The sequence below is a fragment of the Streptomyces sp. GD-15H genome (genome assembly GCF_045291515.1).
GTDB lineage: Bacteria > Actinomycetota > Actinomycetes > Streptomycetales > Streptomycetaceae > Streptomyces.
Window position 1 is genome coordinate 2567893 of the sequence record NZ_CP149447.1, and the last position, 20215, is coordinate 2588107.

Annotated in this window: 13 protein-coding genes and 4 pseudogenes; 7 read left to right on the plus strand and 10 right to left on the minus strand. The window is 73.0% G+C overall.

Annotation, left to right across the window (positions count from 1 at the left end):
* Window positions 1-16 precede the first annotated feature (16 nt).
* The 4 genes and pseudogenes from WJ438_RS11975 to WJ438_RS11990 all read left to right on the plus strand — a co-directional run bounded on the left by WJ438_RS11975 (window position 17) and on the right by WJ438_RS11990 (window position 4221).
* Entirely contained in the window at window positions 17-1090 is a 1074-nt protein-coding gene (locus tag WJ438_RS11975) for an ABC transporter permease (RefSeq protein WP_406725226.1), read from the plus strand.
* On the plus strand, window positions 1087-2097 hold the full coding sequence (locus WJ438_RS11980) for an ABC transporter permease (protein WP_406725227.1): 1011 nt from the start codon (window positions 1087-1089) through the stop codon (window positions 2095-2097). Before WJ438_RS11975 ends, WJ438_RS11980 begins: the two co-directional genes overlap by 4 nt.
* Window positions 2094-3190: pseudogene (locus WJ438_RS11985) on the plus strand (oligopeptide/dipeptide ABC transporter ATP-binding protein). The gene WJ438_RS11980 and the pseudogene WJ438_RS11985 overlap by 4 nt, the downstream one beginning before the upstream one ends.
* Window positions 3187-4221 carry an ABC transporter ATP-binding protein gene (locus WJ438_RS11990; protein WP_406725228.1) on the plus strand — a complete coding sequence of 345 codons (1035 nt, stop codon included), beginning with the start codon at window positions 3187-3189 and terminating at the stop codon, window positions 4219-4221. The pseudogene WJ438_RS11985 and the gene WJ438_RS11990 overlap by 4 nt, the downstream one beginning before the upstream one ends.
* Before the next feature lie 24 nt (window positions 4222-4245).
* On the opposite strand, the pseudogene WJ438_RS11995 reads toward WJ438_RS11990, so the two are convergent.
* From WJ438_RS11995 to rimP, 9 genes and pseudogenes are all read right to left on the minus strand, one after another.
* Window positions 4246-5198, minus strand: a pseudogene (locus WJ438_RS11995) (bifunctional riboflavin kinase/FAD synthetase).
* Between the two features lie 135 nt (window positions 5199-5333).
* Complete coding sequence (locus tag WJ438_RS12000; protein ID WP_406725229.1) at window positions 5334-8783, minus strand: serine protease; 3450 nt, start codon at window positions 8781-8783, stop codon at window positions 5334-5336.
* Between the two features lie 278 nt (window positions 8784-9061).
* Window positions 9062-9967 carry a tRNA pseudouridine(55) synthase TruB gene (gene truB, locus WJ438_RS12005; protein ID WP_406725230.1) on the minus strand — a complete coding sequence of 302 codons (906 nt, stop codon included), beginning with the start codon at window positions 9965-9967 and terminating at the stop codon, window positions 9062-9064.
* On the minus strand, window positions 9964-10422 hold the full coding sequence (gene rbfA, locus WJ438_RS12010; RefSeq protein WP_406725231.1) for a 30S ribosome-binding factor RbfA: 459 nt from the start codon (window positions 10420-10422) through the stop codon (window positions 9964-9966). The genes truB and rbfA overlap by 4 nt, the downstream gene beginning before the upstream one ends.
* 65 nt (window positions 10423-10487) lie before the next feature.
* On the minus strand, window positions 10488-10781 hold the full coding sequence (locus WJ438_RS12015; RefSeq protein WP_406725232.1) for a DUF503 domain-containing protein: 294 nt from the start codon (window positions 10779-10781) through the stop codon (window positions 10488-10490).
* A gap of 188 nt (window positions 10782-10969) precedes the next feature.
* Window positions 10970-14049, minus strand: a pseudogene (gene infB / locus WJ438_RS12020) (translation initiation factor IF-2).
* A 150-nt stretch (window positions 14050-14199) separates the two neighbouring features.
* Window positions 14200-14493, minus strand: a complete 294-nt coding sequence (locus WJ438_RS12025; protein ID WP_406725233.1) for a YlxR family protein — start codon at window positions 14491-14493, stop codon at window positions 14200-14202.
* Between the two features lie 102 nt (window positions 14494-14595).
* Window positions 14596-15582, minus strand: a complete 987-nt coding sequence (gene nusA / locus WJ438_RS12030; RefSeq protein WP_406725234.1) for a transcription termination factor NusA — start codon at window positions 15580-15582, stop codon at window positions 14596-14598.
* Window positions 15583-15584: 2 nt separating this feature from the next.
* Complete coding sequence (gene rimP / locus WJ438_RS12035) at window positions 15585-16121, minus strand: ribosome maturation factor RimP (RefSeq protein WP_406725235.1); 537 nt, start codon at window positions 16119-16121, stop codon at window positions 15585-15587.
* A gap of 219 nt (window positions 16122-16340) precedes the next feature.
* Here rimP and WJ438_RS12040 point away from each other — a divergent pair, with 219 nt between their 5' ends.
* From WJ438_RS12040 to WJ438_RS12050, 3 genes and pseudogenes are all read left to right on the plus strand, one after another.
* Window positions 16341-16889, plus strand: coding sequence for a hypothetical protein (locus WJ438_RS12040; RefSeq protein WP_406725236.1), 549 nt, complete (start codon window positions 16341-16343; stop codon window positions 16887-16889).
* Window positions 16890-16892: 3 nt separating this feature from the next.
* Window positions 16893-17357 (plus strand): ferritin-like domain-containing protein, encoded by a 465-nt coding sequence (locus WJ438_RS12045; RefSeq protein WP_406725237.1) that lies wholly within the window; start codon window positions 16893-16895, stop codon window positions 17355-17357.
* Between the two features lie 62 nt (window positions 17358-17419).
* A pseudogene (locus tag WJ438_RS12050) lies at window positions 17420-18383 on the plus strand (aminoglycoside phosphotransferase family protein).
* A 106-nt stretch (window positions 18384-18489) separates the two neighbouring features.
* Here WJ438_RS12050 and WJ438_RS12055 read toward each other — a convergent pair.
* Window positions 18490-20190 (minus strand): proline--tRNA ligase, encoded by a 1701-nt coding sequence (locus tag WJ438_RS12055; protein WP_406725238.1) that lies wholly within the window; start codon window positions 20188-20190, stop codon window positions 18490-18492.
* Window positions 20191-20215 lie beyond the last annotated feature (25 nt).

Sequence of the window (20215 nt, forward strand, 5' to 3'; positions counted from 1 at the left end):
CGGGCGACGGGTACTCATGACCGCCGACGCGACATCCGCTCCGGTCGAGGGCACGCAGACCGCCGGTCCGGCGAAGGACGGACCGGCGGCCCGCGGGCCGCGCGCCCGCACCACCACCGCGTATCTGCGGTACGTGGCGGGCAAGGTGGCCGGCGCGGCCGTATCCCTCCTGGCCGTCCTCGTCACCAGTTTCTTCCTCTTCCGGCTGATCCCGGGCGACCCGGTGAAGTTCATGACCGGCGGCCGTCAGGTGTCGGCCGAACAACTGGCCGCCTATCGAAGGGAGTTCGGACTGGACCTGCCGTTGTGGCAGCAGTTCACCGACTACTGCGGCAAGGCGCTCACCGGCGACCTGGGAACGTCGTACCAGTTCAACTCACCGGTGATCGACAAGATCACCGAGGCGTTGCCGAACACGCTGCTGCTCACCGGTACCGCGTTCGCCCTCTACACGGTGCTCGGCATCGTGCTCGGCACCCGGTCGGCGTGGCGGCACGGACGGCTCGGGGACCGGCTCCACACGGGGCTGGCTCTGACGCTGTACTCCATCCCGTCCTTCTGGCTCGGGCTGCTGCTGATCATCACGCTGTCGGTGGGCATCGGCCCGATTCCGGGGCTGTTCCCCACCGGTGGCATGGAGTCGGGCGGCGAGGAGGGCTTCGCCCAAGTCCTGGACGTGGCACACCATCTGGTGCTGCCCGTGCTGACGCTGGTCGCGGTGGAGTACGGGCAGACGCTGCTGGTGACCCGGTCGGCGCTGCTGGACGAGATGGGCAGCGACTATCTGACCACCGCGCGTGCCAAGGGGCTGCGCGACGACCTCGTACGGCGCAGGCACGCGGTGCCCAACGCGCTGCTGCCGACGGTGACGCTGATCTTCATCAACCTCGGCCGGACGGTGGCCGGTGTGATCCTGGTGGAGACGGTGTTCTCCTGGCCGGGGCTCGGCGGGCTGTTCTACCAGGCGCTGAGCGTGCCCGATCTGCCGCTGGTGCAGGGGCTGTTCTTCGTGTTCGCCGCCGCGGTGATCGTGATGAACACGCTGGCCGATCTGATCTATCCGCTGCTCGACCCCCGGGTGGGCCGATGACGACCGACAACGGCACGACAGGGAAACCGGCCGCCAAAAGCACCACGGCCGATGACGGGACGCCCCCGGACACGCTCGCGGTCACCACGGCCGCCGCGGGGAAGGGACCGGCGGCCACGGGTCCGCGCGCGCTCGTGTGGCGGCGGCGCCGGGACTCGGCCTCGCGCTTCTGGCGGCAGTACCGCACCCACCGGGCCGGCGTCTTCGGCCTGGCGGCGCTCCTGCTCTTCGCACTGCTCGCGCTGGCCGCTCCCCTGCTGGTCGGCTCCGACGTGGACAACGTGACGGACGCTCCGGGCAGCCCGCTGGAGAGCCCGAGCACGGAGTTCCCCTTCGGCACCGACCAGTTCGGGCGGAACCTGCTCGGTCTGGTGATCTGGGGTGCGCGGGTGTCACTGCTGGTGGGGCTGCTCGCCGCCGTGCTGTCGGTGGCGATCGGCACCCTGATCGGCGTGACGGCGGGGCATTTCCGAGGCTGGTACGCGACGGTGATGATGCGCGTCACCGACTGGTTCCTGGTGATGCCCACCCTGGTGCTGGCGATCGCGCTGGCCACCGTGATGTCCCGCTCGCTCGTCACCATCGTCGTGGCGATCGGGGTGACGACCTGGCCGACGACGGCCCGGCTGGTGCGCGCGCAGACCCTGGCGGTGGAGACCCGGCCGTACATCGAACGCGCGCGGGCGCTGGGCGGTGGCCACTGGCACGTGATGTCGCGCCATGTGCTGCCCAATGTGATGCCTCTGGTGCTGGCCCAGACGACCCTGATCATCTCCGCGGCGATCCTCGCCGAGGCGACCCTGGCGTTCCTGGGGCTCGGTGATCCGACGGTGGTGTCGTGGGGCGGGCTGCTGCAGGACGCGCGGGAGGCGGGCGCGGTCAGCGCCGGCCGCTGGTGGTACCTGGTGCCGCCGGGCGTCGCCATCGCCGTGGTGGCGCTGGCGTTCACACTCTGCGGGCGAGCCGTGGAGTCCGTCCTCAACCCCAGGCTGGGGGTGTCCCGTTGAGCCTGCTCGACGTCAGGGACCTGACGGTGACGTATGCGGGCGGGGCCGCCGCGGTGCGCGGGGTGGACCTGCGCCTGGAGGCCGGCCAGAAGCTGGGCATCGCCGGGGAGTCGGGCTGCGGCAAGTCCACGCTCGCGCTCGCGCTGCTGCGACTACTGCCGGCCGGGACGCGGACAGGGGGGAGATTCTGCTGGACGGCGAGGACGTCCTGGCCATGAAGTGGGGCCGGGTACGGGCGGTCCGCTGGGCCGGGGCCTCGATCGTGTTCCAGGGCGCGATGCACTCCCTCAACCCCGTCCACCGCATCGGCGACCAGATCGCCGAGCCGATCCTGCTGCACCGGAAAGCGACCCCGGCCGGGGCGCGGAAGAAGGCCGGTGAGCTGCTGGAGCACGTCGGTCTCCCGGCCGCCCGCGCGACGGACTACCCGCACGAGCTGTCCGGCGGGCAACGCCAGCGCGTCATGATCGCGATGGCGCTGGCCTGCGATCCGCGGCTGATCGTCGCGGACGAGCCGACCACCGCGCTCGACGTGATGATCCAGGCGCAGATCCTGCGGCTCATCGAGCAGCTGGTCGCGGACCAGGACGTGGGGCTGATCATGATCAGCCATGATCTGGCGGTCCTCGCCGACACCTGCGACCGGCTCGCGGTGATGTACGCGGGCCGGGTGGTGGAAGAGGGCCCGGCCGGGCAGGTGTACGAGGCCGCCCGGCACCCCTACGCCCATGCGCTGTCGGCGGCGTTCCCCCGTATCGGCGACCCGGTGTCCCGCTTCGCGCCGCGGGGGCTGGCGGGTGACCCGCCGGACCCGTCGGCGCTGCCGACCGGCTGCACCTTCCATCCGCGCTGCCCGGTGGCCCTGGAGTCCTGCGCGGTCGAGGACCAGGCGCTGCGGCCGGCGGGGCCTCAGCGGCAGGCGGCCTGTGTGCGGGTCGCGGAGGACACACCCGAGAACCCACGGGACCACGAACCCGAACGGCACGAACCCGAACCGCAGGAGCCCGAGGCTCAAACGTCCGAACCGCAGGAATCCGGTCCGCAGGAACCCGGTCCGCGGTCCCTGGAGGAAGTGAGGCGTACCACCCCATGACGGCCTCCCCCGCTGTTGTCCCCGGCTCCTCCGGCTTCACCGGCACGCCACCCCTGCTGAGCGCCCAGGGCCTCCACGTCGTCTTCCCCGGCCGGCGCGGCGCCCCGCCCGCTCGCGCGGTGGACGGCGTCGATCTCGACATCCGGCCCGGTGAGATCGTCGCTCTGGTGGGTGAGTCGGGCTGCGGCAAGACGACCCTGGCCCGTTCCCTGCTGGGCCTGGTCGAGCCGACCGCGGGGCGCGTCGCCTTCGGCGGGCGGCCGCTGGACTACTCCGGCCGTTCCCTCAAGGCGTACCGCAAGCGGGTCCAGTTGGTTCTGCAGGACCCGAGCGGTTCGCTCAATCCCCGGCACACGGTGTACGACGCGGTGGCCGAGGGACTGCGCATCCACGGTTACGGCGGCGACGAGCGGGCGGCGGTCGCGGGGGCCCTGTCCCGAGCCGGGCTGCGGCCACCGGAGCGCTTCTTCCTGCGGTACCCGCACGAGCTGTCCGGCGGGCAGCGCCAGCGGGTGGTGATCGCGGGTGCGCTGGTCCTGGAGCCCGAACTCCTCGTCGCCGACGAACCGGTGGCCTCCCTGGACGCCTCCGTACGCGGCGAGATCCTGGCGCTGCTGCTCCGGCTGCGCACCGAACTGGGCCTGTCCGCACTGGTGGTCACGCACGACCTGGGGCTGGCCTGGAACATCGCCGACCGGGTCGCGGTGATGTATCTCGGCCAAATCGTGGAGACCGGGGCGGTGGAGCAGGTGCTGACCGCGCCCCGGCATCCCTATACCCAGGCCCTGTTGTCGGTGCTCCCGGAGGCGCCGGGCGACCCGGTTGTCCTCACGGGCGAGCCCCCGGACCCGGCCCGTGTCCCCGGGGGCTGCCGGTTCCACGCGCGCTGCCAGGTCCTGCTCGGCGGCGAGGCGGACCGGGCGGGCGTGGCGGACGCGTGCCGGACCCAGGACCTGGAGATCCTCGACGGCGGAGGCGGCGGCGCGGGCGGCCAGGTGGCATGCCACTGGGCCCGCGCGGGCGAAGCCTGACCGCGGCAGGCGCTGCTTGAGGGGCTACGCCTTGCCGGCGGCGGCCACCAGATGCGCGCAGCGTCTGACGTCCGCGGCCATCTGCTCCATCAGGGCCTCCAGGGTGTCGAACCTGGCCTGGCCGCGGACGAAGGCGAGGAAGTCGACGGCGACGTGGAGGCCGTAGAGGTCCAGGCCGACGCGGTCGATGGCGTAGGCCTCGACCGTGCGCTCGGTGCCGTCGAACTGCGGGTTGGTGCCGACGGAGATCGCGGCCGGCATGGCCTCGCCCTGGGCGTGCAGCCAGCCCGCGTAGACGCCGTCGGCGGGGATCGCGGTGTGCGGGAGCGTCTCGACGTTGGCCGTGGGGAAGCCCAGTGCGCGACCGCGCTGGGCACCGCGGACGACCACGCCCTCCACCCGGTGCGGGCGGCCCAGGATCTCGGCGGCGCCCTCGACGTTGCCCTCGGCGATCAGGCGGCGGGTGAGCGTGGAGGAGAACGGCTCGCCGCCGCCCGCCTCTCCGGTGACGTACAGGTCGACGACCTCGACCTCGAAGTCGTAGACCTTGCCCTGCTCGGCGAGGAACTCCACGGTGCCCGCGGCCCGGTGCCCGAAGCGGAAGTTGGGGCCCTCGACGACCGCTTTGGCGTGCAGCCTGTCGACCAGGACCTTCCCCACGAATTCGGCCGGCGACAGCTTCGAGAACTCCGTGGTGAACGGGAGGATCAGGACCGCGTCCACCCCCAGCTCGGTCATGAGCTCGGCACGGCGGTGGTGCGGGGAGAGCAGCGGCGGGTGGCTGCCGGGGCGGACGACCTCGCTGGGGTGCGGATCGAAGGTGACGACGACCGCGGGGACGCCCAGCTCCCGGGCGCGGTCCACGGCATGCCGGATGATCAACTGGTGTCCGCGATGGACTCCGTCATAGGAGCCGATGGTGACGACGCTGCGCCCCCAGTCCTGGGGATGTCCTCCAAGCCACGCCAGCGCTGCACTGTGCCTGCTCCTTGTCGAAACCTTGTCGAGCCGAGTCCGTGGACTTCTCCTGCGCAGGTCTAAGGGTGCCATGCCGACCGCCGTCGGCCCGCATCGGCATGGGTGCTGTGACGGGGCTCGCGGCCGACCGCGGCTCAGGCGGGGACGCCCACGTCCGCCAGGTTCTCGATCATCCGGCGGGTGCCGGGGCCCACCACGGCGGCCCACTCCTGGGGCGCGTCCGCCAGCCAGTGGGCCAGGGCGGCGGCGAAGCCCGGCACCCGCCGCCCAAGGTCGACCAGGCCGCTGTCGAAGCGGGCGGCGCCGTCGGGGGTGCGGACGAGGAGCAGACCGGTGTGGTGCACGAGCTCACGCGCGGCGGAGCCGGAGCAGCGGGCGGCGGCGGCCAGCACCGCGGCCAGGACGGCGGGGTCGTGTGCGCGAGTGAGGAGCGGATCCAGCAGTTCGCGGCGCAAGGGTCGGGAAGCGGGGGTGCCGGGTTCCGCGAGGACACCGGCGAGGGCGGCCCGCAACGGCTGCGGGCCGCCCTCCAGCAGGCCGGTGAGCAGCGGCAGGAGTACGTCGTGGTCGGCCGGCTCCTGGTCCAGGCGCCGGTCCGCGTACGCGGCCAGCTCTCTCGCGAGGTCCGGCCGCTGTTCCACCGCCGCCCGCAGGAGCGCGGCGACGCGAGGGGCCAGGGCGGGCGTGGTGGCCTCGGCGAGGGTGTGCAGGGGCTCGCGCGCGTCCGCGTGTGCGAGCCTGGCGCGGAAGGCCTCGAGGACGGGCTCCGGATGGGTGGCGAGGGCACCGGTCAGCGCGCTCGGCGGGAGGTGCGGGTCGCCGGCCGCGAAGTGTTCCAGGGCCCGCGGGAGGTGGCGGTCCCTGCTGCTCGGGTCCTGGACGAGGAGGGCGAGCGCGCCGCCGTGCAGGGTGCGGTCGGCGGTGTGCACCAGCAGGGCGAGGGCCGCGTACCGCAGCAGGGTGCGGTCGGTCGCGTCACGGACGTGCGGTGCGGCCCGCAGTCCGTACGCCACGGCTGCCGCGCGGCGTGCGGGCCGCTCGTCGCGCGCCCACCGGTCGACGGCCCGGCACACCGCCGGGGGGTCCTCCTCGGCCAGCGCGGCGAGCAATTGTCCGGCCCGCCGGTGCGCGCTGTCGGCGAGCACCTCGGTGAGTGTGTCCGGGGCGCGGTGCCGATGGGTGTGCAGCAGCGCCTGCGCCGCCGTGGCGACGGTCGCGTGCGGAGTGGCGGGCAGCGGCCGCTCGTCCTCGAACCACCGCACGAGGTGCGGGAGCACGGCGACGGGGTCGGCGGTGAACAGACGGGCGGCGGCGTCCAGGAAGCGGGGACCGGTCTCGCACGGGGGGCCGTCGGCGTGGACGAGGCGGCGCAGCAGCTCGAAGCCGGTCTCCAGGGGAAGCGGGAGAGCCGTCCAGAAGGCCGGTCCCAGCTCCCTCGGCACCCTCCGCCGCTGCTGCCGCCAGGCCACGACCCGGTCGGCCAGCAGCCGCAGTACCTCGGTGCAGGGCGTCGCGTCGGGCACGCGCGCGAGGGTCTCGGTGAGCAGCCGTGCGGCCCACCAGGAGCCGGGGTCGGCGTCGAGGGCGTGCACCAGGTCCGCCAGCCGGGAGGCGAGCGGGCCGGTGCCGTGCTGACGGGCGAGCAGCAGCATGGCCTGGACGACGGGGCCGACTCGGTGGTGCGGGACGGGGGCGCGGTCGGTGCCGGGGCGGGTGTCGTGACCGTGGTCGTGGACCAGGACGCGCAGGGCCGCGTCCAGGTCGAGGTGGGTGCCGTGGAGCCAGTCGGCGAGTTCCTCGTGGGCGAAGCGGTAGCCCGTCCCGGCCGGGACGAGGATGCCCTCGGCGAGCACGGCGGAGGCCCAGCCGGTGCCACCGCCGAGCCGGGCCGGGGCGGGCCCCCACGGGAACACCGCCTCGAACGCCTCCCGGTCCAGCTCGCCCTGCCCGGGGCCGAGACTGCGCCGGGCGGCCTCGTGCACCTGCCCGGAGACCCTGGCGGCCAGCCGGCGTACGGCGGTGCCGCGCAGCCCGCTCTCGGCGGCGAGGCGCACGGCCACGCGCAGACACATCAGGTCCAGGTGGGCGGAGAGGACGTCGTGGCGGTCGGCGCGGGCGTCCGGAGCCTGAGGGGCGTCGGCGAGGGCGGCCCGGACCTCCGAGAGCAGCCGGAGCGTCAGCGGGTGCCGGGAGTCGGCCGGGGAGCCCTCCGGAATGCCGTAGCGGGCACGCGCGTGGATGGCCTCCTCGGCGGTCAGGTCACCGAGGCGCACGCACGCGGGGAGGCCATCGGCGGCTTCGTCCTGACGTCCGCCCCCGTGCAACAGGTCCGCGGGGAGGAGTGCGCCCGCGCTCTCCCAGTACTCCGCGCGGCACCCCACCACCAGCCGCGCGCCCGTCCGCCGCAGCCATCGCGCCGTCCCGTCGGTCCACTGGGCGAGGCGGTCGGCCAGGGCGGGCGGCATCTCCTCCGGTCCGTCGAGCAGAACCAGCAGAGGGCGGCCGGCGGTGCCGGCCAGCGCGGCGAGGCGCCCCGGGCCGGTGTCGCCGAGGCCTTCGGGGCCGCCCGGGAACGGGGTGCGCGAGGCGGCCACGATGCGGGCGGCCCGGTCGAGTGCCCGGTGGGCCGCGTTCGCGACGGAGAGGTCGTCGTTCCGCAGATCGGCGCCGCGCAGCCACAGCGTGGGCAGTCCGGCGCGGTGGCGGCGGGCGGCGAGCGCCGCCAGTTCCGTCGTACGGCCGCTGCCGGGCTGTCCGACGAGGCCGAGCACCGCGGCCCGGCCGCGCTCGAACGCGGCGAACTCCGCGGTCGTGGCCGCCCGCTCCACCGGCACCACGCCTCCGGGGGCGAGGGCGCCCGACGGGCCGTCCTGCCCGACCGAGGTGGCGGTGAGTTCCAGGACGCCGGCGACATTGAGGTCGGTGCCGTACGCCGGGACCGTCGCCGCGTTCTCCGCGAGCAGTTCGGCGAGCGGGCCCCGGGCGGGGCGGAGCGGCACGGCGAAGCCGACGTCGCGGCTGCCGGAACGGAGGGCCGTGCCGAGGACGCCGAGCACGGCGCCGGTGGCGGCGTCGAGCACGGGGCCGCCGGCCGCTCCGCCGCCGAGGCGCAGGGCGTCGCGGCCGGTGGTGCCGATGGCGAGTTCCAGCGCGTCATCGAGGATGTGGCAACGGTCGGTGGCCGTGTACGTCACGGTGGCCGCGCCCAGTACGCGTGCCTCGCGCCAGCATCCGGCGGCGATCCGCACATAGGTGCCGTTCTCGACGCGGTTCCGCACGGTGACGGGCAGGGGAGCGGCGCCGAGCCCCTCACCGCGGACGAGGGCGAGGCCCAGTTCGGGCAGCGGGGTGACGGCGTCGGCGCTCACCACGCGGTGGCGGTCGCCGGGGGCGTGCAGGACGAGGCGGGGCAGACCGTCGACGACCTCGTGACTGGTGATCAGGGTGCCGCGGTGGTCGGCGGGGAAACCGAGACCGCGCGGGCGGCCGGCGAGGTCGTGGATGCGGATGAGGACGTCGCCGGGTGAGTGCTCCCCCGCCGTCCGGACGGGCTCCCGCCCCACCGGACCGTTGCGCGACGTCATCGTCGAGCCTCCCCGCCGTGCCTTCGTGCCGTGCCCTCGCCCTGCCTTGTCCTCGACAATAAGGCCGGAATGATCAGCGGGGCAGCTCACTCGGCGAACGCGCCCCCTTCCACTCCCCCGGTTCACTCCGAGCGCCCGCACTTACGGGTGAATGAACGGGCCCGGATGGATAGACCTTTGGGGTGGGGGAACCGAGGGGGACCGTGGAGCGGCGGCATGTCCATCCCCGTGACGCCGCTCCACGGGCGGAACACACCGTCAGCCGCCCGTGCCAGGCCTCAGGTGAAGACGGCCAGGCTCTTGGCCTTGCCCCTGTGCTGCTCGACGAGGGCGAGGAACCGGCCCTCGGGACCGAAGACGGCCACCGGACCGGCCCCCGCGTACTCCTCGGGCATCTCCAGCCGCACACCGTTGGTGAGCAGCCGGGCGCGCCGGACGTCGACGTCCCAGCGCGGGAAGGCCACAGCCGCGGCCTCGGCGATCGGCAGCACGGTCAGCTCCTGCTGGTGCTGTTCGAGGGTGCGGGCCGTGTCCAGCTTGTACGGACCGACCCGGGTGCGGCGCAGCACCGTGAGGTGGCCGCCCACGCCCAGGCCGGCGCCCAGGTCACGGGCGAGGGCGCGGATGTACGTACCGGAGGAGCAGACGACGGAGACCACCAGGTCGAGCACCGGGGTGCCGTCCTCTGCGACGGCCGGCCTGACGTCGTGCACGGCGAACGAGGAGACGGTGACCGGCCGGGCGGGGATGTCGAACTCCTCGCCTTCCCGGGCCCGTTTGTAGGAACGCACGCCGTCGATCTTGATGGCGCTGACCTTGGACGGCACCTGCATGAGGGCGCCGGTCAGCTTGGCGACGCCGGCGTCTACTGCCTCGCGGGTGACCCCGGATGCGTCGGCGGACGAGGTGATCTCGCCCTCGGCGTCGTCCGTGAGGGTGTTCTGCCCGAGCCGGACGGTGCCCAGGTACTCCTTCTCGGTCAGCGCGAGGTGGCCGAGGAGTTTGGTCGCCTTCTCGACGCCGAGGACGAGGACGCCCGTCGCCATCGGGTCGAGGGTTCCGGCGTGGCCGACGCGCCGGGTGCGGGCGATGCCGCGCATCTTGGCGACCACGTCGTGCGAGGTGAAGCCCGACGGCTTGTCGACGATGACGAGGCCGTCGGGCGTGGTGTGCTTCCGGGTCATTCGGCGGTGTCGTCCGTCTCTGCGTCCGCGGGGTCCTCGGGTTTGCGGTACGGGTCGGCCCCGCCCGCGTAGGTGGCGCCAGCGGACGCCTCGCGCACCTTGGCGTCGGACTGGCGCGCCTTGTCGAGGAGGTCCTCGATGTTGCGCGCGGTGTCCGGGAGCGCGTCCATGACGAACGCCAGGGTCGGCGTGAACTTCACGCCCGCCGCCCGGCCCACCTCGGAGCGCAGGATGCCCTTGGCGCTCTCCAGGCCGGCCGCCGCGGCGGTGCGCTCCTCTTCGTCCCCGTACACCGTGTAGAAGACGGTCGCCTCCCGCAGGTCACCCGTGACCCGGGTGTCCGTGATGGTGACGTGTGTGCCGAGCCGCGGGTCCTTGATCCCGCGCTGCAGCTTCTGGGCCACCACCTCTCGGATGAGGTCCGCCAGCCTTTTCGCCCGCGCGTTGTCGGCCACTGGTCCGTCTCCCGTTCTTTCCTGTCTGAGTGGTCGGAACTCCGGGTTCCCGGAGCCTGGATTCGTCAGTCGTCCTCGCCGTGGAAGCGCCGCCTGACGGACAGCAGCTCCACCTCGGGGCGCCCGGCGACCAGCCGTTCGCACCGGTCCAGTACGTCGGTCAGGTGCGCCGCGTCGCCGGACACCACCGCCAGGCCGATGATCGCCCTGCGATAGAGGTCCATGTGATCCACCTCGGCCGCGCTCACCGCGTACTTCCGCTGGAGCTCGGCGACGATCGGGCGGACGACGGAGCGCTTCTCCTTCAGCGAGCGAACGTCGCCGAGGAGGAGGTCGAAGGACAGCGTCCCCACATACATGCACAACCGGTTCACCCGCCGGCACGGGATCGACGTCCCCACCGCCCGTGGTGGGCGGAGGACATCAGAACCGTACAACGAAGGGGCGAGCCCGATCGACGGATATTACGCTCCGTGGCTCCCGGCCCTGGACACACGGACCGGCCGGCGGGACCGCTGTCCCGCCGGCCGGTACACACCGTGGGGTGTTACGCCCGCGGCTTCTCGCGCATCTCGTACGTCGCGATGACGTCGTCGACCTTGATGTCGTTGAAGTTCCCGAGGTTGATACCGCCCTCGAAGCCTTCGCGGATCTCGGTGACGTCGTCCTTGAAGCGACGCAGACCGTCGATGTTGAGGTTCTCCGCGATGACCTTGCCGTCGCGGATGAGGCGCGCCTTGGTGTTGCGCTTGACCTCGCCGGAGCGGATGAGAACACCCGCGATGTTGCCCAGCTTGGACGAGCGGAAGACCTCGCGGATCTCCGCCGTGCCGAGCTCGACCTCTTCGTACTCCGGCTTGAGCATGCCCTTGAGGGCCGCCTCGATCTCCTCGATCGCCTGGTAGATGACCGAGTAGTAGCGGACGTCCACGCCCTCGCGCTCGGCCATCTGCTGTGCCCGCCCGGCGGCGCGCACGTTGAAGCCGATCACGATGGCGTCCGAGCCCATCGCCAGGTCGATGTCGGACTCCGTGACCGCACCGACGCCGCGGTGCAGGACGCGGATGTCGACCTCTTCGCCGACGTCCAGCTGGAGCAGCGAGGACTCGAGGGCCTCGACCGATCCGGACGCGTCACCCTTGATGATCAGGTTCAGCTGCTGGACCTCGCCGGCCTTGAGCACCTTGTCCAGGTCCTCCAGCGACACGCGGCGCGTGCGCTTGGCGAACGCGGCGTTGCGCTCACGGGCGGCGCGCTTCTCGGCGATCTGACGGGCCGTACGGTCCTCGTCGACGACGATGAAGTTGTCGCCCGCACCCGGGACGTTGGTCAGGCCCAGGACCTGAACCGGCGTCGACGGGCCGGCCTCGGCGACGTTGTTGCCGTTGTCGTCGAGCATGGCGCGCACGCGGCCGTAGGCGTCGCCCACCACCATCGTGTCGCCGACCCGCAGGGTGCCTCGCTGGACGAGGACGGTCGCCACGGCACCGCGGCCGCGGTCGAGCCGGGACTCGATCGAGATGCCCTGCGCGTCCTGCGCCGGGTTGGCCCGCAGGTCGAGCGAGGCGTCGGCGGTGAGGACGACGGCCTCCAGGAGGCTGTCGATGTGCAGACCCTGCTTGGCGGAGATGTCGACGAACATGGTGTCGCCGCCGTACTCCTCGGCCACCAGGCCGTACTCGGTCAGCTGACCGCGCACCTTGGTCGGGTCCGCGCCCTCGACGTCGATCTTGTTGACCGCGACGACGATCGGGACGTCGGCCGCCTTGGCGTGGTTGAGCGCCTCGACCGTCTGCGGCATGACGCCGTCGTTGGCCGCGACGACCAGGATCGCGATGTCGGTCGACTTCGCACCACGGGCACGCATGGCGGTGAACGCCTCGTGACCCGGGGTGTCGATGAAGGTGATCCTGCGATCCTCTTCGTTGACCTCGGTCGTGACCTGGTAGGCACCGATGTGCTGCGTGATGCCGCCGGCCTCGCCCGAGGCGACGTTCGTCTTGCGGATGGCGTCGAGCAGGCGGGTCTTGCCGTGGTCGACGTGACCCATGACGGTGACCACCGGCGGACGGACGACCAGGTCCTCCTCGGAGCCCTCGTCCTCGCCGAACTCCAGGTCGAAGGACTCGAGCAGCTCGCGGTCCTCCTCCTCCGGGCTGACGATCTGAACCGTGTAGTTCATCTCGCCGGCGAGGAGCTGGAGCGTCTCGTCGGAGACGGACTGGGTCGCGGTGACCATCTCGCCGAGGTTCATCATGACCGCGACGAGCGACGCCGGGTTGGCGTTGATCTTCTCCGCGAAGTCGGTGAGCGACGCACCGCGCGACAGGCGAATGCTCTCGCCGTTGCCGCGAGGCAGCATCACGCCGCCGACCGACGGGGCCTGCATGGCCTCGTACTCCTGACGCCTCTGCCGCTTCGACTTGCGGCCACGACGGGCCGGACCGCCGGGACGGCCGAAGGCGCCCTGCGTGCCACCGCGGCCACCGGGGCCGCCAGGACGGCCGGCGAAGCCGGGACGGCCACCGCCGCCACCGAAGCCGCCGCCACCGGGACGACCGGCGAAGCCGCCGCCGCCACCGGGACGACCGGCGCCACCGCCGCCGCCCGGACGGCCGGCGAAGCCGCCGCCGCCACCGGGACGACCGGCAGCGGGACGACCGGCACCGGCCGGACCACGGCCACCGCCGGGGCCGCCACCGGGACGGGGACCGGCAGCCGGACGCTGCGGCATCATGCCGGGGTTCGGACGCGGGCCGCCGGGGCCGCCACCGGGACGGGGACCGCCCTGCGGACGCGGCATGGAGCCCGGGGTGGGACGCTGCCCGCCCGGAGCCTGCGGACGCGGACCGCCGGCCTGGCCACCGGGGGCCTGGGGACGGGGCCGGCGCCGGGAGCACCGGGACCGCCGGGACGCGCGCCCTGCGGGCGGGGCGCCTGCGGGCGGGCCATGCCGGTGGAACCACCGGAGGTGAAGGGGTTGTTACCCGGACGCGGACCGGCCGGGCGTCCACCCGGACGCTGACCGCCGCCACCGGGGCGCTGACCCTGACCGGCCGGACGTCCGCCCTGACCACCCTGGCCGCCCTGACCCTGGCCGCCGGGGCGACCGCCGGGCTTGGGGGCACCAGGACGCGCGCCGGGCTTCGGCCCGGACGGAGCCGGGGAGGGAGCCTGCGCGGCCGGCGGGGCCTGGAACTCCGGAGCCGCCGGTGCCGGACGCGGCGCGGGCCGCGGGCCCGGCGTCGGACGGGGACCGGGGGTGGCCGGAGAGGGCGCCGACGGAGCCGCCGGCGGCTGGGCCGCGGCGGGCTTGGGTGCGGTCGGCGGCTTCGGGGCAGCAGGACGCTCCCCCGCTGCCTTGGCGGCCTGGGAGGTTCCCGCGGCCTGCGCCGGCGAGGGCGCGGCGGGCCTGGGGGCTGCCTTCCGAGGGGCGCCGGGCTTCGCGGCGGACTTGCCGTTGCCCCCGCCCTGCTGGAAGGCGTCGGTCAGCTTGCGTACTACGGGCGCTTCGATCGTGGAAGACGCCGAACGGACGAATTCACCGAGCTCCTGGAGCTTGGCCATGACGGCCTTGCTCTCCACACCGAACTCCTTGGCGAGTTCGTAGACCCGGACCTTAGCCACTTCGCTCCTTTGAGGTCCGGGTTGCGTCCGGACCGTCGCTAGTTCATGGGCGTACTCATCGCGTACTCATCGAGTGCTCATCGCAATCTCGACCTGCTTTCGACTCGCGAGGTACCAGACCGTACGGGGGGTTCCGCACGGCATGTCTTCTTACGGGTTGCTGTCACAACCCTGTGCCTGCTCGACGTGGTGGCGCAACGCCTTTACGTCGAGCGGTCCCGGGACGCGGAGCGCCCGCGGAAACGCCCTTCGGCGCACCGCCTGGTCAAGACAGACCGGGACGGGGTGTACATAAACACCCCGGCCGGGCAGCGTACCGCGTGGATCCGGGACGCACGCGTCCTCGATCGCCACGATCCGCAGCAGTTCGTTCTTGACCGCTCGCTCCCGGCAGCCCACGCAGGTTCGCTCGGGGCGTGCGCGGGTAGATGTCCGGCCAGACACGTCTCAGTCTACCTCCCCGGGCCGACCTCACCCCTTTGGGGCAAGAATCGAACAGATGCCGCCCGCCAGACTGTCGTAATCTCAGCGGGCGGCGGCTTGGATCTATTCCCCGGGCTGTTCGGTGTCCGGCCGGATGTCGATCCGCCAGCCGGTCAGGCGAGCGGCCAGGCGGGCGTTCTGCCCCTCCTTGCCGATCGCCAGCGACAGCTGGTAGTCCGGCACGGTCACCCGGGCCGAGCGGGCGGCCAGGTCCACGATCTCGACCTTGGAGACCCGCGCCGGCGACAGCGCGTTCGCCACCATCTCGGCCGGGTCGTCCGACCAGTCGACGATGTCGATCTTCTCGCCGTTCAGCTCGCCCATGACATTGCGTACACGGCCGCCCATGGGGCCGATGCAGGCGCCCTTGGCGTTCAGCCCGGACCGGGTGGAGCGGACGGCGACCTTCGTACGGTGGCCGGCCTCGCGGGCGATGGCGGAGATCTCCACGGAGCCGTCGGCGATCTCCGGCACCTCCAGGGCGAAGAGTTTCTTCACCAGGTTGGGGTGCGTACGCGACAGGGTGACCGACGGGCCGCGCACGCCCTTCGCGACCCGGACGACATAACTGCGCAGCCGCATGCCGTGCGGGTAGGTTTCGCCCGGCACCTGCTCCTGCGCCGGCAGGATGGCCTCCAACCTGCCGATGTCGACCAGGACGTTCTTCGGGTCGCGGCCCTGCTGGACCACGCCGGTGACGATGTCGCCCTCGCGGCCGGCGTACTCACCGAGCGTCGCGTCGTCCTCGGCGTCGCGCAGGCGCTGCAGGATGACCTGCTTGGCCGTGGTGGCCGCGATGCGGCCGAAGTCGGACGGGGTGTCGTCGAACTCGCGGGCCTCCTGGCCCTCTTCGAGGTCCTCGGGGTCCTCCTTCGCCCACACCGTCACATGTCCGGACTCCCGGTTGAGCTCCACACGCGCGTGGCGGCGGCTTCCCTCGGTGCGGTGGTAGGCGATGAGGAGGGCCGATTCGATCGCCTTGACCAGCAGGTCGAGGGAGATCTCCTTCTCCCGTACCAAGAGCCGAAGGGCACTCATGTCGATGTCCACGGTTACGCCTCCTCTTCCGTCTCGTCGTTCTTGACGTTCTTGTCGTTCGTGCCGGTCTCGTCTTCCTTGCGGTTGAACTCGACCTGGACGCGCGCCCTGCTGATGTCGTCGAAGGCGAGGCTGCGCGCGGTGGCCTTGCGGCCCTTGACCCCGGGCACCTCGAGGTCGAGGCCTTCGTCGTCGACCCGCAGGATCCTGGCGACCAGTTCGTCGCCCGCGGTCAGCCGGAAGCTCACCAGACGGCCCGTGGCACGCACGTAGTGCCGGTGTTCGGTGAGGGGGCGCTCCGCGCCCGGGGTGCCGACCTCGAGGGTGTACTCCCCGCTGCCCATCGCGTCGGTCTCGTCGAGTTTCGCCGAGAGCGCGCGGCTCACATCGGCGATCCGGTCCAGGTCTGCACCGGTGTCGGAGTCGACGACGACGCGCAGCACACGCTTGCGGCCGACCGCGTCCACGGCGATCTCCTCGAGATCGAGGCCCTGCGAGCTGACGAGCGGTTCCAGAAGTTCTCGAAGCCTCTCGCTCTGGGTGGTGCTCATCCGGGTGACTCCTCGGCCGCGTGTGCTGTTGTGGGATGGGGCGCGTGTCTGGTCAAAGAGTATCCGGTCGCGAGGGGTGATGCCGTCCACCCTGTCACGGAGGGTGCCGCTGACCGCCGTCGGGCGGATGCCCGGGTACCGTGATCACGGGCCTGTGGCCCTCCTTCCCGTTCGTTCTTTCCGTCGCCACGTTCGTACGAGCCCCCGAGGACGCCTGCCGTGCCGTTCCCCCACGCTCCCCGCGCCCGCTCGGGGCCGCGCAGAAGGAGCCTGTTCACCGTCGCCTCGACGGCCCTGCTCGTGACGGGTTGTTCCGCCGGGTCCGAGAAGTCCGACACCACCGCCGGCAGCCGTCCCTCGCCCGCCGAGCGGGCACGCGCGCGTGCGGCGGGCGACAGCAGGAAGCTGGCCGAGCGGTACGACGCCGTGATCGCGGCGCACGCCGGGCTCGCGCCGCGGCTGCGTCCGCTGCGCGAGGAGGTCGTGCGGCACGCGGAGGCCCTCGGGAGCACGGCGACGCCCACGGCGTCGGCGTCGCCGGGGTCGCAGGGGTCGCCGTCCCCCTCCGGGGCGCAGCGGTCCGCCTCGCCGACGGCCTCCGTGCCCGCGACGGAGAAGGACGCCCTCGCCGGGCTCGCCGCCGCGGAGCGGGAGATCGCCGACCGGCGCCTGGAGGCGCTGCTGGACGCGCCGGCCGAGCTGGCCCGGCTGCTGGCCTCGGTGGCGGCGGCCGGGGCGGCGCACGTGTATCTGCTGACGAAGGGGTGACGGGTGAGCGAGGCGAAGGACCGGGAGCTGCGGGCACTCCAGGCGGCCCTGGCCGCGGAGCACGCGGCGGTGTACGGCTACGGGGTCGTCGGCGGACGGATCGCGAAGGAGCGTCGCACCGACGCGCGTGCGGCGTACGACGCGCACCGCGCGCGCCGGGACGCGCTGGTGCGCGACGTGGAGGACACGGGCGGCGAGCCCGTCGTGGCCGCCGCGGGATACGCGCTGCCGTTCCCGGTGCCGGACGCGGCCGCGGCGGTAAGGCTCGCGGCGGAGCTGGAGAACCGGGTGGCCGGGGTGTACTCGGACCTGGTGCGCGCGAGCCGTGGCGCGCGGCGCCGTGCGGCGGCCGAGGCGCTGCGGGAGGCCGCGGTGCGGGCGGTGCGCTGGAGCGGGGAGAGCGTAGCCTTCCCTGGGCTCGCCGAGCGGGCCGACCCGGCCTCGGGGGCTCCGACGCCGACGGCGTGACGGGGCTGCGGGCCGGAAGTGGCGGCAGGCATCGCTTACAGCACGAAGGGAACTACTCGCGCATGGTCCTCGAACCGCCGCAGCGCCTGGTGAGGGCGCTCGGTGAGACGGCTCCCGACGGTGCGGAGTGGCTGGAGAAGCTGCCCGAGACGGCGCGCGAGGCCGTCGCGGTGCGCGGGCTGACCGTGGAACGGGTGCAGGTGCCCGGGGGACGCAGCAGCCTGGTGGTGCTGGTGCGGACGTCCGAGGGCGGTCCCGCGGTGCTGAAGCTGGCTCCGGCGAGGGCCCGGCCGGAGAGTGAGCGGGCCGCGCTGGCCCACTGGAACGGTCTGGGCGCGGTCCGGTTGCTGGAGCCTCCCCAAGCTCTCGGCTTCTCCCCACTCTCGGCTCCGCTCGAGCGGGGAGGGACTCCCGTCCACCGATGGCGCGCTGCTGCTGGAGCGGCTGCATCCGGATGTCTCGGTGCGGTCGCTGCCGGAGGCGAAGGCGCTGCTGGAGGCGGCCGGGACGCTGCGGCGGCTGTGGGTCGAGCCGCCCTCGGGCGATGCCGCCCACCTCTTCGAGACGGTGGCGGAGCGGACCGGCCGGCAGGCCGAGGCCATGCGGGCGGCCACCGCGGGCGACCCGGAGGTGACACCGCTGGTGTCGGCGGCGCTGGCAGTACGCGAGGAGCTGCTGGCCGGACCACCGGAGCACCGGCTGCTGCACGGTATGTTCCGGCAGAGCAAGGTGCTCTCCGGCGAGCGGATGCCGTGGCTGGCGGTGGGCCCGGACCCGGTGGTCGGGGAGTGTGCCTTCGACCTGGCCCGGCTGGTCCGCGACCGGGTGGAGGACCTCGTCGCCCAGACCTCCGGCGCGGCGACGACCCGCCGCCGGGTGAAGCGCCTCGCGGAGTCCCTGGAGGTCGATCAGGAACGTCTGCGCGGCTGGACGCTGTTCCGCGCGGTGGAGTCCGGCGTACGCGCCCGCCGCGTTGGCCGCGCCCAGGACGCCGAACTCCTCCTGGAGTTCGCCACCTGGCTCTGACCCACACCCGCCGCCCCATGCCTGCACCGCCCCGCACCCGCCGTCGGGACGAGCCCCGGGAGGGTGCCCCGCGCGGGAGTGGTTCCGCGCGGGGCCACCGGGTGGGTCAGGTGGTGAGGCGGGTGACGGCCTCGTCGACGGTGAGTTCCTCGCGTTCGCCGGTACGGCGGTCCTTCAGCTCGACGACGCCCTCGGCGGAGCGGCGGCCGGCGACCAGGATCTGCGGGACGCCGATCAGCTCGGAGTCGGTGAACTTCACGCCCGGGGAGACACCCGCGCGGTCGTCGACCAGGACGCGGACCCCGGCGGCGGCGAGCTTCTGGGAGACGTCGAGGGCGAGCTCGTTCTGGAGCGCCTTGCCGGCGGCGACCACGTGGACGTCGGCCGGGGCGATCTCCTTGGACCAGCACAGGCCCTTGTCGTCGGCGGTCTGCTCCGCGAGGGCCGCCACCGCGCGGGAGACGCCGATGCCGTAGGAGCCCATGGTGACGCGGGCCGGCTTGCCGTTCTGCCCGAGGACGTCGAGCTTGAGGGCGTCGGCGTACTTGCGGCCCAGCTGGAAGATGTGGCCGATCTCGATGGCGCGGTCGAGCCGGAGGCCGGTGCCGCACTTCGGGCAGGGGTCGCCCTCGTCGACCACCACGACGTCCACGTACGCGTCGACCTCGAAGTCGCGCCCGGCGACCACGTTCTTGGTGTGGGTGTCGGCCTTGTTGGCGCCGGTGATCCAGGCGGTGCCCGGCGCCACCCGCGGGTCGGCGATGTAGCGGACCTTCTCCAGGCCCTGCGGACCGACGTAGCCGCGGACCAGGTCGGGGCGGCCGGCGAAGTCCTCGGCGGTGACGAGTTCGACGGCGGCCGGGGCGAAGTGCGCCTCGACCTTGCCCATGTCGACCTCGCGGTCACCGGGGACGCCCACGGCGACGATCTCGCCGCCGACCTTGACCAGCAAATTCTTCAGCGTGGCCGAGGCCGGGACGCCGAGCGAGGCGGCGAGGGTCTCGATGGTGGGGGTGTCGGGCGTCGGGATGTCCTCGGCGGCCGGGACGGCGGAGCCGTCGACGGGCTTCAGCTCGTAGGAGATCGCCTCGGTGTTGGCGGCGAAGTCGCAGTTCGGGCAGTCCGCGAAGATGTCCTCGCCCGCCTCGGCGGGGGCGAGGAACTCCTCGGACTTGGAGCCGCCCATCGCGCCGGCGGTGGCGGCACAGATGCGGTAGTCGAGGCCGAGGCGCTCGAAGATCCGCTGGTACGCCTGGCGGTGCAGGGCGTACGACTGGGCCAGCCCCTCGTCGTCGAGGTCGAAGGAGTAGGAGTCCTTCATCAGGAACTCGCGGCCGCGCAGGATGCCCGCGCGGGGGCGCGCCTCGTCGCGGTACTTGCTCTGGATCTGGTAGAGGATCACCGGCAGGTCCTTGTAGGAGGACGCCTGGTCCTTCACCAGGAGGGTGAAGATCTCCTCGTGGGTGGGGCCGAGGAGGTAGTCGCCGCCCTTGCGGTCCTGGAGGCGGAACAGCTCGGGGCCGTACTCCTCCCAGCGGCCGGTCGCCTCGTAGGGCTCACGCGGCAGGATGGCGGGGAGCAGCACCTCCTGGGCGCCGATGGCGTCCATCTCCTCGCGGACGACGCGTTCGACGTTGGCGAGGACCTTCTTGCCGAGCGGCAGCCAGCTCCAGATACCGGCGGCGGTGCGGCGCACATCGCCGGCTCGGACGAGGAGCTTGTGGCTGAGGACCTCGGCGTCCGCCGGGTCGTCGCGCAGCGTCTTCGCCATCAACTGGGACATGCGCTGGACCGGTGCGTTCGCCATGGTTCTCGTACTCCTGCTGATGGGG

Excerpts from the sequence above, each read along its gene's own strand:
- WJ438_RS11975 (WP_406725226.1), top strand. The coding sequence starts at position 17 with ATGACCGCCGACGCGACATCCGCTCCGGTCGAGGGCACGCAGACCGCC.
- WJ438_RS11980 (WP_406725227.1), top strand. The coding sequence starts at position 1,087 with ATGACGACCGACAACGGCACGACAGGGAAACCGGCCGCCAAAAGCACC.
- WJ438_RS11990 (WP_406725228.1), top strand. The coding sequence starts at position 3,187 with ATGACGGCCTCCCCCGCTGTTGTCCCCGGCTCCTCCGGCTTCACCGGC.
- WJ438_RS12000 (WP_406725229.1), bottom strand. The coding sequence starts at position 8,783 with ATGACGTCGCGCAACGGTCCGGTGGGGCGGGAGCCCGTCCGGACGGCG.
- truB (WP_406725230.1), bottom strand. The coding sequence starts at position 9,967 with ATGACCCGGAAGCACACCACGCCCGACGGCCTCGTCATCGTCGACAAG.
- WJ438_RS12015 (WP_406725232.1), bottom strand. The coding sequence starts at position 10,781 with ATGTATGTGGGGACGCTGTCCTTCGACCTCCTCCTCGGCGACGTTCGC.
- rimP (WP_406725235.1), bottom strand. The coding sequence starts at position 16,121 with ATGAGCACCACCCAGAGCGAGAGGCTTCGAGAACTTCTGGAACCGCTC.
- WJ438_RS12055 (WP_406725238.1), bottom strand. The coding sequence starts at position 20,190 with ATGGCGAACGCACCGGTCCAGCGCATGTCCCAGTTGATGGCGAAGACG.